Below are 14,710 nucleotides of genomic sequence, written 5' to 3'. Positions count from 1 at the left end.
CGTACCCGTCACCACACGACACGCACACGCACTTACGCAGGGGAGAGCGGAACCATGCGCCACACGCTGACCATCGACGGCCGCGCACTGTCCTACCTCGACTTCGGGGGCCCCGGCCGCCCCCTGCTCGCCCTCCACGGCGGCCTGTCCGAGGGCGGCGCGTACACCGGCCTCGCCGCCGCCCTCGGCGACCGGTGGCGGGTCATCGCCCCCGACCAGCGCGGCCACGGCGACTCCGACCGCGCCCCGCACTACCGCACCGAGGGATACGTCGCCGACGCCGTGGCCCTCCTCGACCACCTCGGCCTCGACGCCCCCGTCGTCGTCCTCGGCTTCTCGCTGGGCGGCGTCAACGCCTACCACCTCGCCGCCGAACACCCCGACCGCGTCGCCGCCCTCATCGACGTCGACGCCGCCGTCGAGTTCCCCCTCCACGACGACGGCCCCGCCGTGCCCGCCGATTTCCGCTTCCTCACCGAGATGCGCTACACCGCCGCCACCCGCGAGGAACTCCTTCAGGCCGCCGGCCCGATCGGCTCCCAGTTCGTCGCCCAAGCCCTGCGCCCCCTGCCCGACGGCGACGGCTGGCGCCTGCCCTTCCACCCCGAGGACGCGATTGCCTCCGCCACGGGCGTCCAGGGCGACCACTGGGACGCCTGGCTCGCGAGCACCTGCCCCGCCGTACTCGTCCACGGCACCCGCAGCGCCGTCCTCCCGCAGGCGACGGCCGACGCCATGGTCGCCCGCCGGCCCGGGACCTCGTACATCCCCGTCGAGGGCGACCACTACATCCCGTTCACCGCGCCCGACGCCTTCCACGCGGCCGTGGGGAAGTTCCTCGCCGACCTGTAACCCGCCGGCCCGCAAAAGCCCGAGGGGGCGGCGGGCCACCGGCCCACCGCCCCCTCGGGGGTACCACTCGGGTCCTACTTGACGACCGTGATCCGGTCCGCCGCCGGCGGGGCGATCGGGGTCGCCGCGGAGGACTTCGCCAGAAGGGCGTTGAAGGCGTCCAGGTCGGACACGCCGACCAGCTTGTTCTTGTGCTCCTTCAGGACGGTGAAGCCGTCACCGCCGCCCGCGAGGAACTCGTTCATCGCGACCCGGTAGGTCTTGGCGGGGTCGATGGCCGCGCCGTTCAGCCGCACCGAGTCCACGACGATCCGCTCCGCGCCCGTCTTCGTCATGTCCAGCGTGTACGTGAAGCCCTTCGAGACCTGGAGGATCTTCGGGTTCACACCGTTCACCGGACCGCTGACCTGCTGCTGGAGCGCCGTGATCAGCTGCGCGCCGGTCAGGTCCACCACGTTCATCATGTTGTTGAACGGCTGCACCGTGTACGACTCGCCGTACGTCACCACGCCGTCGCCCTCGTCGCCCGCCGCCTTGTAGGCGAGGTCGGCGCGGATGCCACCGGGGTTCATGATGGCCAGCTGCGCGCCGCCCTTGTCCGCCGGGGCCGTGGCCTCCAGCTGCGCGTCGGCGATCAGGTCGCCGAGCGGCTTCTCCGGGGCCTCCGAACCGCGGCCCGCGATGTCACCGGAGATGTAGCCCATCGGACGGTTGGCGACCGGGGCCGCCAGCCTCTTCCAACGGTCGATCAGCTCGGTCATGTCGGCGGCCTTGGGCAGGTCGCGGCCGACGAGCTTGTTCACCGGCTTGGGCGAGGCGACCGGCGTACGGACGATGTCCTTGGTCTGCCGGTCGTACGTCAGGGTGGTGTCCGTGAACAGCCGGCCGTACGAGGCGGCCGAGGTGACCGTACGCGGGTTGCCCGCCGGGTCGGGGATGTTGCACGAGTACGCCTGGTGGGTGTGGCCCGTCACCAGCGCGTCGACCTTCGCGTCGACGTTCTTGGCGATGTCGACGATCGCGCCCGAGATGCCGGCGCCGGCGCCCGGCACGTCGCAGTCGTAGTTGTACGCGCCGCTCGCGGGCAGACCGCCCTCGTGGATCAGCGCGACGATCGACTTCACGCCCTGCTTGTTCAGCTCGGCGGCGTACTTGTTGATCGTCTCGACCTCGTCACCGAACTTCAGGCCCTTGACGCCCTCGGCGGTGACGACGTCCGGAGTGCCCTCCAGGGTGACGCCGATGAAGCCGATCTTCACGTCCCCCTTCTTCCAGACGAAGGTGGGCGACATCATCGGACGCTTGGTCTTCTCGTCCGTCACGTTGGCCGCGAGGTACTGGAACTGCGATCCGGTGAAGGTCTTGCCGTACTCGAAGCACCCCTCGACCGGGTGGCAACCGCCGTACGCCATCCGCCGCAGCTCGGTCTTGCCCTCGTCGAACTCGTGGTTGCCCACGCTGCTGACGTCGAGCTTCAGCTTGTTGAGCGCCTCGACGGTCGGCTCGTCGTGGAAGAGACCGGACAGCATCGGGCTGCCGCCGATCATGTCACCGGCGGCCGCGGTGACGGAGTACTCGTGGCCCTTGCGGGCGTCGCGCAGGGCGGTCGCGAGGTACTCGACCCCGCCCGCCGGTATCGCCTTGGTGGTGCCGTCCGCCTGGCGTTCCGTCACGGTGCCGGAGGAGCCCTGGGGGGCCTCCAGCGTGCCGTGGAAGTCGTTGAACGAAAGCATCTGCACGTCGACGGTCCGGCCCTTGGCCGCACCGCCACCACTCGCGGCCCCCGCGGGCAGGGCGGCGGCCACCATCGCGCCGGCGCCCGCCGTGAGAGCGAGAGCGGCGAGGGTGAACCGGCGGGCCGTACGGGGCCGTTGTGGTGTCGCTGACATGTAGTCCCCTTTGTGGACAGCGAGACAGGTTGGGAGGTCGACCGAAGCCTAAGGTCAACGCGCGTAGCGCGACAGGGGCGGGTCGGTTGCGAGCTGGTTACGCGCGCACGTCGAGCGGCGTGTCCCCGGTCACGCGGCGGGAGCCGGGGCGACGGCCGTAGGCTCGGACACATGACTGACGCAGCAGCAGCGGCCCTGGAGCAGGGACGGCAGATCGAAACCCTCGACGAACTGACGGAGGAACAGGCCGAAGCCGTACTCGGCCTGATCCACGAGGCCGCCCGCACCGACGGCACCACCGCCGTCTCCGAACAGGGCCGCCTCCAGCTGCGCGGTGGCCGCCGCGAGGGCATCCGGCACTTCCTCGTCACCGCCGACGGCCGGCTCGTCGCGTACGGGCAACTGGAGGACACCGACCCGGTGGAGGCCCCCGCCGCCGAGCTCGTCGTCCACCCCGCGCTGCGCGGACGCGGCCACGGCCGGGCCCTCGGCTCCGCGCTGCTGCACGCCTCCGGCAAGCGGATCCGGGTGTGGGCCCACGGCGGCAAGTCCGCCGCCCGGCACCTGGCGCAGGTCCTCGGCCTCACCCTCTTCCGCGAACTGCGCCAGCTGCGCCGCCCGCTCGGCCCCGACTCGCCCCCGCTGCCCGAGCCGACCCTGCCCGCCGGGGTGACCGTACGCACCTTCGTCCCCGGCCAGGACGACGCCGCCTGGCTCGCCGCGAACGCCGCCGCCTTCGCCCACCACCCCGAGCAGGGCTCGCTCACGCAGCGGGACCTCGACGACCGGATGGCGCAGCCGTGGTTCGACCCGAAGGGCTTCTTCCTCGCGGAGCGGGCCGGCGAGCTGGTCGGCTTCCACTGGACGAAGGTCCACGCGCAGGAGCGGCTCGGCGAGGTCTACGTCGTCGGCGTCCGCCCCGGCGCCCAGGGCGGCGGCCTCGGCAAGGCCCTCACCACGATCGGCCTGCGCCACCTCGCGTCCCTGGACCTCCCGACGGCGATGCTCTACGTCGACGCCGACAACCCGGCGGCCCTCTCCGTCTACGAAGCCCTCGGCTTCACCACGCACGAGGTGGACCTGATGTACCGCACAGAAAGCTGACGCCCCCCTGAGCCGCTGCCCAGAGCCGGCAGCGGCTCACCCCACCCAGCCCCGCCGGCGCTTGAGGCCCGGGGCCCGAGGCGGAGCCCCGGGGAACGGCGGAAGGGCGGGGCGGGGAGCAAGCACCGCGCAGCGGCGGCCCCCACGCTCCTCCCCGGCCGCGCCCCATGCCCCCACACGCCGGGCAGGCGGACCCTGGAAGCCATTCGCCATTAACCGGGCATTAAGACGCGCTTGCCAGTCTCCCGACATGCAGCCCCGACTCCGACTGACGGCCGACGCTTCCGACGCGCCTGTCCTCCCGCGTGCGCGGAAGAATGGAGTCATGAGCCACCAGCCCAGCGCAGGCCCCACCGAGGTCCCCGCCCAGCACACGTCTCACAGCTCCGGTCACAGCTCCGGTCGCGCCCCCGACCGCCCCGCGGCCGACCGCCCCACCGACGGCCCCGCCACCGGCACCGGCACCACCCCCGCCGCCCGCGGCAAGTCGCACCTCGGCTTCATATCCGCCCACCGCCCCCACGTGGACCTCGATCCGGACCTCGACGGCGATCTGGACGCCTACGAGGACAAGGACGAGACCGGCGAGCTGCCCGCCGGCCGCTTCCTCGACCGCGAACGCAGCTGGCTGGCCTTCAACGAGCGCGTCCTCGAACTCGCCGAGGACCCCGCGACCCCGCTCCTGGAGCGCGCGAACTTCCTCGCGATCTTCGCGAGCAACCTCGACGAGTTCTTCATGGTCCGCGTCGCCGGCCTCAAGCGCCGCATCGCGACCGGCGTCGCCACCCGTTCGGCCTCCGGCCTCCAGCCCCGCGAGGTGCTGGACCTGATCTGGACCCGCTCCCGCGAGCTCATGGCCCGGCACGCCGCCTGCTACCAGCAGGACATCGCCCCGCAGCTCGCCGACGAGGGCATCCACCTCATCCGCTGGCCCGACCTCACCGAGAAGGAGCAGGCCCGCCTCTTCACCCTGTTCCGCAACCAGATCTTCCCGGTGCTGACCCCGCTGGCCGTGGACCCCGCGCACCCGTTCCCGTACATCTCCGGCCTCTCCCTGAACCTGGCCGTCGTCGTACGCAACCCCGCGAGCGGTCACCGCCACTTCGCCCGGGTCAAGGTCCCGCCGCTCCTGTCCCGCTTCCTGGAGGCCTCCCCGCAGCGCTACGTCCCCCTGGAGGACGTCATAGCCGCGCACCTGGAGGAGCTGTTCCCCGGCATGGAGGTGCTCGCGCACCACATGTTCCGCGTGACCCGCAACGAGGACCTGGAGGTCGAGGAGGACGACGCCGAGAACCTCCTCCAGGCCCTGGAGAAGGAACTCATGCGGCGCCGCTTCGGCCCGCCGGTGCGCCTGGAGGTCGAGGAGTCCATCGACCCCGGCGTCCTGGACCTCCTCGTGCAGGAGCTGAACGTCAGCGCCGCCGAGGTGTACCCGCTGCCCGGCCCGCTCGACCTGACCGCCCTCTTCGGGATCTCCTCCCTCGACCGGCCCGAGCTGAAGTACCCGAAGTTCGTCGCCGGCACCCACCGCGACCTCGCCGAGGTGGAGTCCGCGTCCGCGCCCGACATCTTCGCCGCCCTGCGCGAGCGGGACGTCCTGCTGCACCACCCGTACGACTCCTTCTCCACCTCCGTCCAGGCCTTCCTGGAACAGGCCGCCGGCGACCCGGACGTCCTGGCGATCAAGCAGACGCTGTACCGCACCTCCGGCGACTCCCCGATCGTCGACGCCCTCATCGACGCCGCCGAATCGGGCAAGCAGGTCCTCGTCCTCGTCGAGATCAAGGCCCGCTTCGACGAGCAGGCCAACATCAAATGGGCGCGCAAGCTGGAGGAGTCCGGCTGTCACGTCGTCTACGGCCTCGTCGGCCTCAAGACGCACTGCAAGCTGTCCCTCGTCGTCCGTCAGGAGGGCGACACCCTGCGCCGCTACAGCCACGTCGGCACCGGCAACTACCACCCCAAGACCGCCCGGCTCTACGAGGACCTCGGCCTGCTCACCGCCGACCCGCAGGTCGGCGCGGACCTCTCCGACCTCTTCAACCGGCTGTCCGGCTACTCCCGGCGCGAGACCTACCGCCGGCTGCTGACCGCCCCGAAGTCCCTGCGCGACGGACTCGTCTCGCGCATCGACAAGGAAGCCGACCACCACCGGGCCGGCCGCCCGGCGTACGTCCGCCTCAAGATGAACTCGATCGTCGACGAGGCCCTGATCGACTCCCTCTACCGGGCCTCCCAGGCCGGAGTCCCCATCGACATCTGGGTACGCGGCATCTGCGCCGTACGCCCCGGCGTCCCCGGCCTGTCCGAGAACATCAGGGTCCGCTCGATCCTCGGCCGCTTCCTCGAACACTCCCGGGTCTTCGCCTTCGGCAACGGCGGCGAACCCGAAGTGTGGATCGGCAGCGCCGACATGATGCACCGCAACCTCGACCGCCGCATCGAGGCACTGGTCCGGGTCGTCGACCCGGCCCATCGAGCGGCACTGGACCGGATGCTGGAGACCGGCATGTCCGACGCCACCTCCTCCTGGCACCTGGGCCCGGACGGCGAATGGACCCGGCACAGCACCGACGCCGAGGGCCAGCCGCTGCGGCACGTACAGGAGATGCTCATAGACGCCCGGAGGCGCCGGCGTGGCTCAGCCAAACCATGACCCGACCGCAGGAGACGTCCTCGGCGTCTACCTGCGCTCCCAGGCCACCGTCTTCCTGCGCTCGCTGCGCCTGCACGAAGCGGGCGCGGTGGGCGGGGCCGACACCGCGGAGAGCGGAGAGGCGGCGCGCGGCCTGCGGGGGGCCGCGCGCCGCGTCTCCGCCTCCCTCAGCACCTTCCGGGTGGTGACGGAGTCGGCGTGGGCCGACTCGCTGCGCACGGAACTGGTCTGGCTCTCGTCGACCCTGGCCGACGAGCACGCGTACGCCTCCCGGCTCGTGCGGCTCATGGAGGCCCTGCAGCGCCTCTCGGGCTCCCCCGAGGTGCCGTCGCCGCGCGGCGGGCCCGCCGGCTCCTCCGGCGCGCTGACGGTGGGCTCCGCGCGGGCGGGGGCCCTGCTGGAGCGCCGGCTCACGCTGGCCCGTACGCGGGCCCACTCCGCGACCCTCCAGGCGCTCGGCTCCGCCCGCTTCCACGCGGTGGCGGACGCCGTGGCCGTGCTGGCCTCCGAGGTGCCGCTGGACCCGGTCGCGGCGCGGGGCCGGGTGGACGACGTACTCGTCCCGCTGGCCGCCGTCACCGAGACCCGGCTCGCCGCGGCCGTCTCCGCCCTCCCCGCCGCCGACGGCACGACCCCGTACGCCACGCACGAGGACGCCGCCTGGCACGAGGTACGCCGCCTGCTGCGCGTCCACCGCTACGCGCGGGAGGCCCTCGGCGAGGACGTGACCCGCCTGACGGAAGCGGGCCTGGCCCTGGACCGGCACCGCGACGCCTCCGAAGCCGCCGCCGCCTCGGCCACGGCGGCCCGCACCCCCCGCATCGCCCCCGCCACCGCGTACGCCCTGGGCGTCCTCCACGCGGACCAACGCCACGAAGTGGAAGCCGCCCGCCACACCTTCCACGCCCTCTGGCACCCCACCCCCACCCCGGTCTGACCCCGAGGTACGCCGCCCCCGATTTCCGCCCCGCCGGCACACCGGCGCCCCCGGCGGCGGCCCGTCCGCGCCCAACGCCCGGGGCGCCCCCTTCCCCGCCCCCGATTCCAGCCCCCAAGGGTGGGGCGGGGAGAAAGCCCCGCGCAGGGGCACCCCCACACCACGCCCCGGGCTGCGCCCACCCACCCTCCGGGCCACGATGGAACCGTCAACTTCAAGCCACCCCCGTCCCCACCCCACCGCCGGCGAGGCGAAGGTCACGGTGGGGTAACGGGCGAATAACGTCCGATTACGTCCGGGTACAAACCCCCCCATCCACACCGGCCCGCCCGCCACGGTTCACCATCCGTTAACCGACCACCGTCGACCGCTTCACCTGTTCTGCCTAATTTCGGTAGCGCAGGAAGCGAGCCACCCGCGACACCGCGACACCGCACCAGAGCGAAACCGCGGCGCCCGCACCACGCGACCCGTAGTCCTCTTCGCACGCCGCCCCGACACAGAAAGCGGCCGGCGGCTCCTCGGAAGGAACACCCGAAAGTGAAGCTTCAGCGCAAGAACCGGCTTCGTGCCTCCGCCCTCGGGGCCCTCGTCGTGTCCGGCGCCCTGGTCCTCACGGCGTGCGGCTCGGACGACAACACGAAGCCCGCTGCCGACGGCAGCACGCCGAAGGCCTCGGCGCCCGGCGACATCAAGTGCGACGGCGCCAAGGGCAAGCTCCTCGCCTCCGGCTCCTCCGCGCAGAAGAACGCCGTCGACCTGTGGGTGAAGAACTACATGGCCGCCTGCCCCGGCGTCGAGGTGAACTACAAGTCCTCCTCCTCCGGTGAGGGCATCGTCGCGTTCAACCAGGGCACCGTCGGCTTCGCCGGCTCGGACTCCGCGCTGAAGCCCGAGCAGGTCGAGGAGTCGAAGAAGATCTGCACCGGCGGCCAGGGCATCAACCTGCCGATGGTCGGCGGCCCGATCGCCCTCGGCTTCAACGTCGCGGGTGTCGACAAGCTGAACCTCGACGCCGCCACGATCGCCAACATCTTCAACGACAAGATCAAGAAGTGGGACGACGAGGCGATCAAGAAGCTGAACCCCGGCGTCACGCTTCCCTCCACCGCCATCCAGGCCTTCCACCGCTCCGAGGACTCCGGCACCACCGAGAACCTCGGCAAGTACCTCAAGGCCGCCGCCGGTGACGCCTGGCCGTACGAGGCCGCGAAGAAGTGGCCGGCCCAGGGCGGTCTCGGCGCCTCCGGCTCCGCCGGTGTCGCCACCCAGGTCAAGCAGGTCGACGGCGCGATCGGCTACTTCGAGCTGTCCTACGCCTCGGCGCAGAACATCAAGACCGTCGACGTGAACACGGGCGGCTCCACCCCGGTCAAGGCCACCCCCGAGAACGCCTCCAAGGCCATCGCCGCCGCCAAGATCGCCGGCACCGGCTCCGACCTGGCGCTGAAGCTCGACTACGCCACCAAGGCCGAGGGCGCGTACCCGATCGTCCTGGTCACCTACGAGGTCGTCTGCGACAAGGGCAACAAGCCCGAGACGCTCGCCACCGTCAAGTCCTTCCTCGACTACACCGCCTCGGACGCGGGCCAGAAGGTCCTCACCGAGAACGGCTACGCGCCGATCCCGGCCGAGATCAACACCAAGGTCCGCGAAGTCATCAAGTCGCTGGCCTGAGCAACTGAACCCCGAGGCTCGGTCCACCCCATCCGGGGCGGACCGGGCCCGGGGCCTTCCCCCTCCACCCGGGGGAATCCGGTGCACCGCCGCCAGGGGGCTCGCCCCCCACACAGACCGGAAAGACCATGGCTTTCACCACACCCACCCAGATAGACCCGCCTCCGCCCGTCACCACGACCGGAGGATCCACCGGCCGCGCCGGTGACAAGATCTTCGCCGGCCTCTCCAAGGGCTCCGGCATCCTGCTCCTGGTGATCATGGCGTCCATCGCCGTCTTCCTCACCTACCGGGCCTCGATCGCCCTGTCGAAGAACGAGGGCAACTTCCTCACCACCTTCGACTGGAACGCGTCGGCCAACCCCCCTGTCTTCGGCATCGCCGTCCTCCTCTTCGGCACCGTCGTCAGCTCGATCATCGCGATGGCCATCGCCGTCCCGATCGCCGTCGGCATCGCCCTGTTCATCTCGCACTACGCGCCGCGCCGGCTGGCCGCGCCCCTCGCCTACGTGGTCGACCTGCTGGCCGCCGTGCCGTCGATCATCTACGGCATCTGGGGCGCCCTCTTCCTGGTGCCACAGCTGAACGGGCTGAACCTCTGGCTGGACGAGTACCTCGGCTGGACGTACGTCTTCGAGCGCACCCAGGTCAGCGTCGCCCGCTCCCTCTTCACCGTCGGCATCCTGCTCGCGATCATGATCCTGCCGATCGTGACCAGCGTCAGCCGCGAGGTCTTCCTCCAGGTCCCGCGCATGAACGAGGAGGCCGCCCTGGCCCTCGGCGCGACCCGCTGGGAGGTCATCCGCATGTCGGTGCTGCCCTTCGGCCGCTCCGGCGTCATCTCCGCCTCGATGCTCGGCCTCGGCCGCGCCCTCGGCGAGACCATGGCCGTGGCCACCGTCCTCTCCCCGAGCTTCCTGATCTCGCTGCACATCCTGAACCCGGGTGGCGGAACCTTCGCGCAGAACATCGCCGCGAAGTTCGACGAGGCCAACGAGTTCGGCCGTGACGCGCTCATCGCCTCCGGCCTCGTGCTCTTCCTCCTGACCCTGTTGGTCAACGGCGCCGCCCGGCTGATCATCGCCCGTCGCAAGGACTTCTCGGGGGCGAACGCCTGATGAGCCAGACCATCCAGGACCAGCGCCCCACCCGGGCCCGCAAGTCCGCGGCCCCCGCCGGCCTCACCCGAGGCGGCCTCCCCCGCTGGGCCCCGACCGGCATCGCCGCACTCTCCGTGGTGCTCGGCATCGGCGTCGGCGTCGTCTTCGACCTCCACAGCAAGGTCCAGTGCGGCCTGATCGCGGCCATCCTCTTCGTCGTGATCACCTACACCGCCAGCTCGATCGTCGAGAACCGCCGGCAGGCCAAGGACCGCGTCGCGACCTCCGTCGTCTGGGTCTGCTTCGTCCTCGCCGTCATCCCGCTGCTCTCGCTGCTGGGCACCACCATCAGCCGCGGCGTCGAGGTCCTCGACGGGAACTTCCTCAGCCACTCGATGAACGGCGTGACCAGCTTCGAGGCGGGCGGCGGCGTCTACCACGCGCTGCTCGGCACCATCGAGCAGGTCGCCCTGGCCACCTTGATCGCCGCCCCCATCGGCCTGATGACCGCCGTCTACCTGGTGGAGTACGGCCGGGGCTCGCTCGCCAAGGCCGTCACCTTCTTCGTCGACGTCATGACCGGCATCCCCTCCATCGTCGCGGGTCTGTTCATCCTCACGACGTGGAACCTGATGCTCGGCTTCGGCCCCTCCGGCTTCGCCGGCGCGCTGGCCCTGTCGATCCTGATGATGCCGGTCGTCGTCCGCTCCACCGAGGAGATGCTCAAGCTCGTCCCGAACGAGCTGCGCGAGGCCGCCCTGGCCCTCGGTGTCCCGAAGTGGCGCGTGATCCTCAAGGTGGTCCTTCCCACCGCCATCGGCGGCATCTCCACCGGTGTCATGCTGGCCGTGGCCCGCATCGCCGGTGAGACCGCCCCGATCATGCTGCTGGTCTTCGGATCGCAGCTGATCAACGGCAACCCCTTCGAAGGCGCTCAGTCCTCGCTCCCGCTGTACATCTGGGAGCAGTACAAGGTCGGCAGTGACGCCTCCTACGACCGGGCCTGGGCAGCTGCCCTCGTCCTGATCGCCTTCGTCATGATCCTCAATCTGGTGGCCCGCGGCATCGCCCGCTGGAAGGCCCCGAAGACCGGTCGCTGACGCGACTTGAAAGTGAAGTGACCCCCTCATGGCCAAGCGAATCGACGTCAGCGGCCTCTCCGCCTTCTACGGCAGCCACAAGGCCATCGACGACATCTCGATGACCGTGGAGCCCCGCTCGGTGACGGCCTTCATCGGCCCCTCCGGCTGTGGCAAGTCCACCTTCCTGCGCACCCTGAACCGCATGCACGAGGTCACCCCCGGTGGCCGCGTCGAGGGCAAGGTGCTCCTGGACGACGAGAACCTCTACGGCGCCAACGTGGACCCCGTCGCGGTCCGCCGCACCGTCGGCATGGTCTTCCAGCGTCCGAACCCCTTCCCCACCATGTCGATCTTCGACAACGTGGCGGCGGGCCTGCGCCTGAACGGCAACTTCAAGAAGTCCGAGCTCGCCGAGATCGTGGAGCGCTCCCTCAAGGGCGCGAACCTCTGGAACGAGGTCAAGGACCGCCTGAACAAGCCGGGCTCCGGCCTCTCCGGCGGCCAGCAGCAGCGTCTGTGCATCGCCCGCGCCATCGCGGTCGAGCCGCAGGTCCTGCTGATGGACGAGCCCTGCTCGGCCCTCGACCCGATCTCCACCCTCGCCATCGAGGACCTGATCGGCGAGCTGAAGGAGCGGTTCACGATCGTCATCGTGACGCACAACATGCAGCAGGCCGCCCGTGTCTCCGACCGCACCGCGTTCTTCAACCTCGCGGCCGTCGGCCAGCCCGGCAAGCTCGTCGAGATCGACGACACGGACCGCATCTTCTCCAACCCGTCCGTCCAGGCGACCGAGGACTACATCTCGGGCCGCTTCGGCTAAAGGGCATGGAGTGAACGTCCTGCGGTGCTGCATGGCGGTGCCACCGCATGGCGAATGAAAAAGGGCCGGCTCCCCCTGGGTGGGGGGAGCCGGCCCGCTCTCGTTTCCGCGCGTCCCGCGCCCGCGTCCTGGCGCCTACACGAAGGCCAGGTTCACGATCCAGAAGCAGACCGCCGCCACCAACGCGGCGGCCGGCATCGTGATGAACCAGCCGAGGATGATGTTCTTGGCGACGCCCCAGCGGACCGCGTTCACCCGCTTCGTCGCACCCACACCCATGATCGCCGAGGTGATCACGTGGGTGGTGGAGATCGGCGCGTGGAAGAGGAACGCCGAGCCGAACATGATCGAGGCACCCGTCGTCTCGGCGGCGAAGCCCTGCGGCGGGTCCAGCTCGATGATCTTGCGGCCGAGCGTGCGCATGATGCGCCAGCCGCCCGCGTAGGTGCCCAGCGACAGCATCACCGCGCAGGCGACCTTGACCCAGACCGGGATCTCGTCGCCCGCGCCCTGCACGTCGGCGATGACCAGGGCCATCACCACGATGCCCATCGTCTTCTGCGCGTCCTGGAGGCCGTGGCCCAGCGCCATGCCCGCCGCCGAGACGGTCTGCGCGATACGGAAACCGCGCTTCGCCTTGTGCGGGTTGGTACGGCGGAACATCCACAGGATGGCCACCATCACCAGGTAACCGGCGACCAGGCCGACCAGCGGCGACAGGAACATCGGGATGACGATCTTGTCGACCACGCCCTCCCAGATGACCTCGGTCCCGCCGGCCAGCGCCGCGCCGACCATGCCGCCGAACAACGCGTGCGAGGAGGACGAGGGGAGGCCGAAGTACCAGGTGATCAGATTCCAGACGATCGCGCCGATCAGGGCCGCGAAGAGGATCCACATGCCCCGGTTGCCGTGGGGCGTCTCGATCAGGCCCTCGCTGACCGTCTTGGCCACACCACTGCCGAGGAAGGCACCGGCGAGGTTCATCACCGCGGCCATCGCGAGCGCGGCACGCGGGGTCAGCGCGCGCGTCGACACCGAGGTCGCGATCGCGTTCGCCGAGTCGTGGAAACCGTTCGTATACGTGAAACCGAGCGCGACACCGATGGTCACGACCAGAGCGAAGGTGTCCACGAGGTTCAGGACTCCTTGACCGCGATGGTCTCCACCGTGTTCGCGACGTGCTCGAACGCGTCGGCCGCCTCTTCGAGCACGTCGACGATCTGCTTGAGCTTCAGCACCTCGATGGCGTCGTACTTGCCGTTGAAGAGCTGGGCGAGAAGCTTGCGGTGGATCTGGTCGGCCTGGTTCTCAAGCCGGTTGACTTCGATCCAGTACTCGGTGAGGTTGTCCATCGTGCGCAGGTGCGGCATCGCCTCCGCGGTCAGCTCGGCCGCGCGCGCCAGCACCTCGATCTGCTGCTCGACGCCCTTGGGAAGCTCCTCCACGTTGTAGAGGACGACCAGGTCGACGGCCTCCTCCATGAAGTCCATGATGTCGTCGAGCGACGAGGCGAGCTTGTAGATGTCCTCGCGGTCGAACGGCGTGATGAAAGAGGAGTTCAGCTGGTGGAAGATCGCGTGCGTCGCGTCGTCCCCCGCGTGCTCCGCCGCCCGCATCCGTTCCGCGATCTCGGCCCGTGCGGAAGGCTCCGCCCCGAGCAGTTCCATCAGGAGCTTGGAGCCCGTGACGATGTTGTCCGCGGATGCGGCGAACATGTCATAGAAGCTCGTCTCCCTGGGGGTCAGACGAAATCGCACGTGAGGTCCTCGGGGTGCATTGGATTCGGACAGGCTGATGCTAGGCGCATCCCCCGGCCACGGCTAACCGGCGGTTCCCCAGTGTCCTCCATCGGGCACAGTGGGCGCAGCGGACCCCTGTCCCTGCGGCCGGGGCCAAGTACCCTATACCCATCAGGGGTATGAATCCTCTGATGCCGGACCACGGGAGGACGCATGACCACCATCGAGGCGGAAGGCTCCGGAGCCGTCCACGGCTATCACCACCAGAAGGACGAGCACCTCAAGCGGCTGCGCCGGATCGAGGGGCAGATCCGCGGCCTCCAGCGGCTCGTCGACGAGGACGTGTACTGCATCGACATACTCACGCAGGTCTCGGCGAGCACGAAGGCCCTCCAGTCCTTCGCCCTCCAGCTGCTGGAGGAGCACCTGCGCCACTGCGTCGCGGACGCGGCGGTCAAGGGCGGTACCGAAATCGACGCCAAGGTCGAAGAGGCCACGAAGGCCATCGCCCGCCTCCTGCGCACCTGACCGCGCACCTGCCCACACACCTGAACCGACGCTTTCCGGCCGGCCGGGGCTTGGGGGCCGAGCCCCCGCCCCCGCTACAGGCAGATGCCGCGCAGCACCTCGTCGATCCGGTCCTGGCTGAGTCGTTCCTCCACCGCCGCGGACGCCGCGATGATCAGTTCACCGCACAGCTCGATCTCGGCGAGCGCCACGTGGTCCACCGTAGTACCGCCTGCGGGAGTCACGCACGTCACCTCTCTCTACCGCTCGCGCCCGTCGGCGCCCGGCTCCTCAGCCTAGGGAGCGGGGCTCGCGCCGCGCATGACACGGATGGACCATTT

The 14,710-nt window shown here is 70.3% G+C and carries 13 protein-coding genes; 9 read left to right on the top strand and 4 right to left on the bottom strand.

The window, feature by feature from the left end:
• The first annotated feature begins 54 nt into the window (after nucleotides 1–54).
• Complete coding sequence (locus M4D82_RS18225; RefSeq protein ID WP_249767050.1) at nucleotides 55–852, top strand: alpha/beta fold hydrolase; 798 nt, start codon at nucleotides 55–57, stop codon at nucleotides 850–852.
• Between the two features lie 74 nt (nucleotides 853–926).
• Here the strand turns inward: M4D82_RS18225 and M4D82_RS18220 are convergent, their stop codons facing one another.
• Nucleotides 927–2,741, bottom strand: a complete 1,815-nt coding sequence (locus M4D82_RS18220; protein ID WP_249767049.1) for a bifunctional metallophosphatase/5'-nucleotidase — start codon at nucleotides 2,739–2,741, stop codon at nucleotides 927–929.
• A 171-nt stretch (nucleotides 2,742–2,912) separates the two neighbouring features.
• Here M4D82_RS18220 and mshD point away from each other — a divergent pair, with 171 nt between their 5' ends.
• The 7 genes from mshD (at nucleotide 2,913) to pstB (ending at nucleotide 12,120) form a co-directional block, all read left to right on the top strand.
• The gene (gene mshD / locus M4D82_RS18215) at nucleotides 2,913–3,845 is read left to right on the top strand and encodes a mycothiol synthase (RefSeq protein ID WP_249767048.1); all 933 of its coding nucleotides are present in this window, start codon (nucleotides 2,913–2,915) and stop codon (nucleotides 3,843–3,845) included.
• A 325-nt stretch (nucleotides 3,846–4,170) separates the two neighbouring features.
• Nucleotides 4,171–6,501: an RNA degradosome polyphosphate kinase gene (locus tag M4D82_RS18210; protein ID WP_249767047.1), complete on the top strand. Its 2,331-nt coding sequence runs from the start codon at nucleotides 4,171–4,173 to the stop codon at nucleotides 6,499–6,501.
• Entirely contained in the window at nucleotides 6,482–7,438 is a 957-nt protein-coding gene (locus M4D82_RS18205; RefSeq protein WP_249767046.1) for a CHAD domain-containing protein, read from the top strand. Before M4D82_RS18210 ends, M4D82_RS18205 begins: the two co-directional genes overlap by 20 nt.
• Nucleotides 7,439–7,978: 540 nt before the next feature.
• Entirely contained in the window at nucleotides 7,979–9,115 is a 1,137-nt protein-coding gene (gene pstS, locus M4D82_RS18200; RefSeq protein WP_249767045.1) for a phosphate ABC transporter substrate-binding protein PstS, read from the top strand.
• A gap of 128 nt (nucleotides 9,116–9,243) precedes the next feature.
• On the top strand, nucleotides 9,244–10,233 hold the full coding sequence (pstC, locus tag M4D82_RS18195) for a phosphate ABC transporter permease subunit PstC (RefSeq protein ID WP_249767044.1): 990 nt from the start codon (nucleotides 9,244–9,246) through the stop codon (nucleotides 10,231–10,233).
• Nucleotides 10,233–11,315 (top strand): phosphate ABC transporter permease PstA, encoded by a 1,083-nt coding sequence (gene pstA, locus M4D82_RS18190; protein WP_249767043.1) that lies wholly within the window; start codon nucleotides 10,233–10,235, stop codon nucleotides 11,313–11,315. Before pstC ends, pstA begins: the two co-directional genes overlap by 1 nt.
• A gap of 28 nt (nucleotides 11,316–11,343) precedes the next feature.
• Nucleotides 11,344–12,120, top strand: coding sequence for a phosphate ABC transporter ATP-binding protein PstB (gene pstB / locus M4D82_RS18185; RefSeq protein ID WP_249767042.1), 777 nt, complete (start codon nucleotides 11,344–11,346; stop codon nucleotides 12,118–12,120).
• A gap of 135 nt (nucleotides 12,121–12,255) precedes the next feature.
• On the opposite strand, the gene M4D82_RS18180 is transcribed toward pstB, so the two are convergent.
• Both M4D82_RS18180 and M4D82_RS18175 read right to left on the bottom strand, forming a co-directional pair.
• Complete coding sequence (locus M4D82_RS18180; protein ID WP_249767041.1) at nucleotides 12,256–13,254, bottom strand: inorganic phosphate transporter; 999 nt, start codon at nucleotides 13,252–13,254, stop codon at nucleotides 12,256–12,258.
• 5 nt (nucleotides 13,255–13,259) lie between these two features.
• Nucleotides 13,260–13,880: a DUF47 domain-containing protein gene (locus M4D82_RS18175; RefSeq protein WP_249767040.1), complete on the bottom strand. Its 621-nt coding sequence runs from the start codon at nucleotides 13,878–13,880 to the stop codon at nucleotides 13,260–13,262.
• 195 nt (nucleotides 13,881–14,075) lie between these two features.
• On the opposite strand from M4D82_RS18175, the gene M4D82_RS18170 reads away from it, so the two are divergent.
• Nucleotides 14,076–14,390 (top strand): metal-sensitive transcriptional regulator, encoded by a 315-nt coding sequence (locus M4D82_RS18170; RefSeq protein ID WP_030009310.1) that lies wholly within the window; start codon nucleotides 14,076–14,078, stop codon nucleotides 14,388–14,390.
• A 74-nt stretch (nucleotides 14,391–14,464) separates the two neighbouring features.
• On the opposite strand, the gene M4D82_RS18165 is transcribed toward M4D82_RS18170, so the two are convergent.
• The gene (locus M4D82_RS18165; protein WP_249772372.1) at nucleotides 14,465–14,614 is read right to left on the bottom strand and encodes a hypothetical protein; all 150 of its coding nucleotides are present in this window, start codon (nucleotides 14,612–14,614) and stop codon (nucleotides 14,465–14,467) included.
• Nucleotides 14,615–14,710: the final 96 nt, after the last annotated feature.

The organism is Streptomyces sp. RerS4 (assembly GCF_023515955.1).
In the GTDB taxonomy this organism is placed as follows: domain Bacteria; phylum Actinomycetota; class Actinomycetes; order Streptomycetales; family Streptomycetaceae; genus Streptomyces.
The sequence above is the reverse complement of the archived record's forward strand: the minus strand, read 5'-3'. Positions and strand labels throughout refer to the sequence as shown.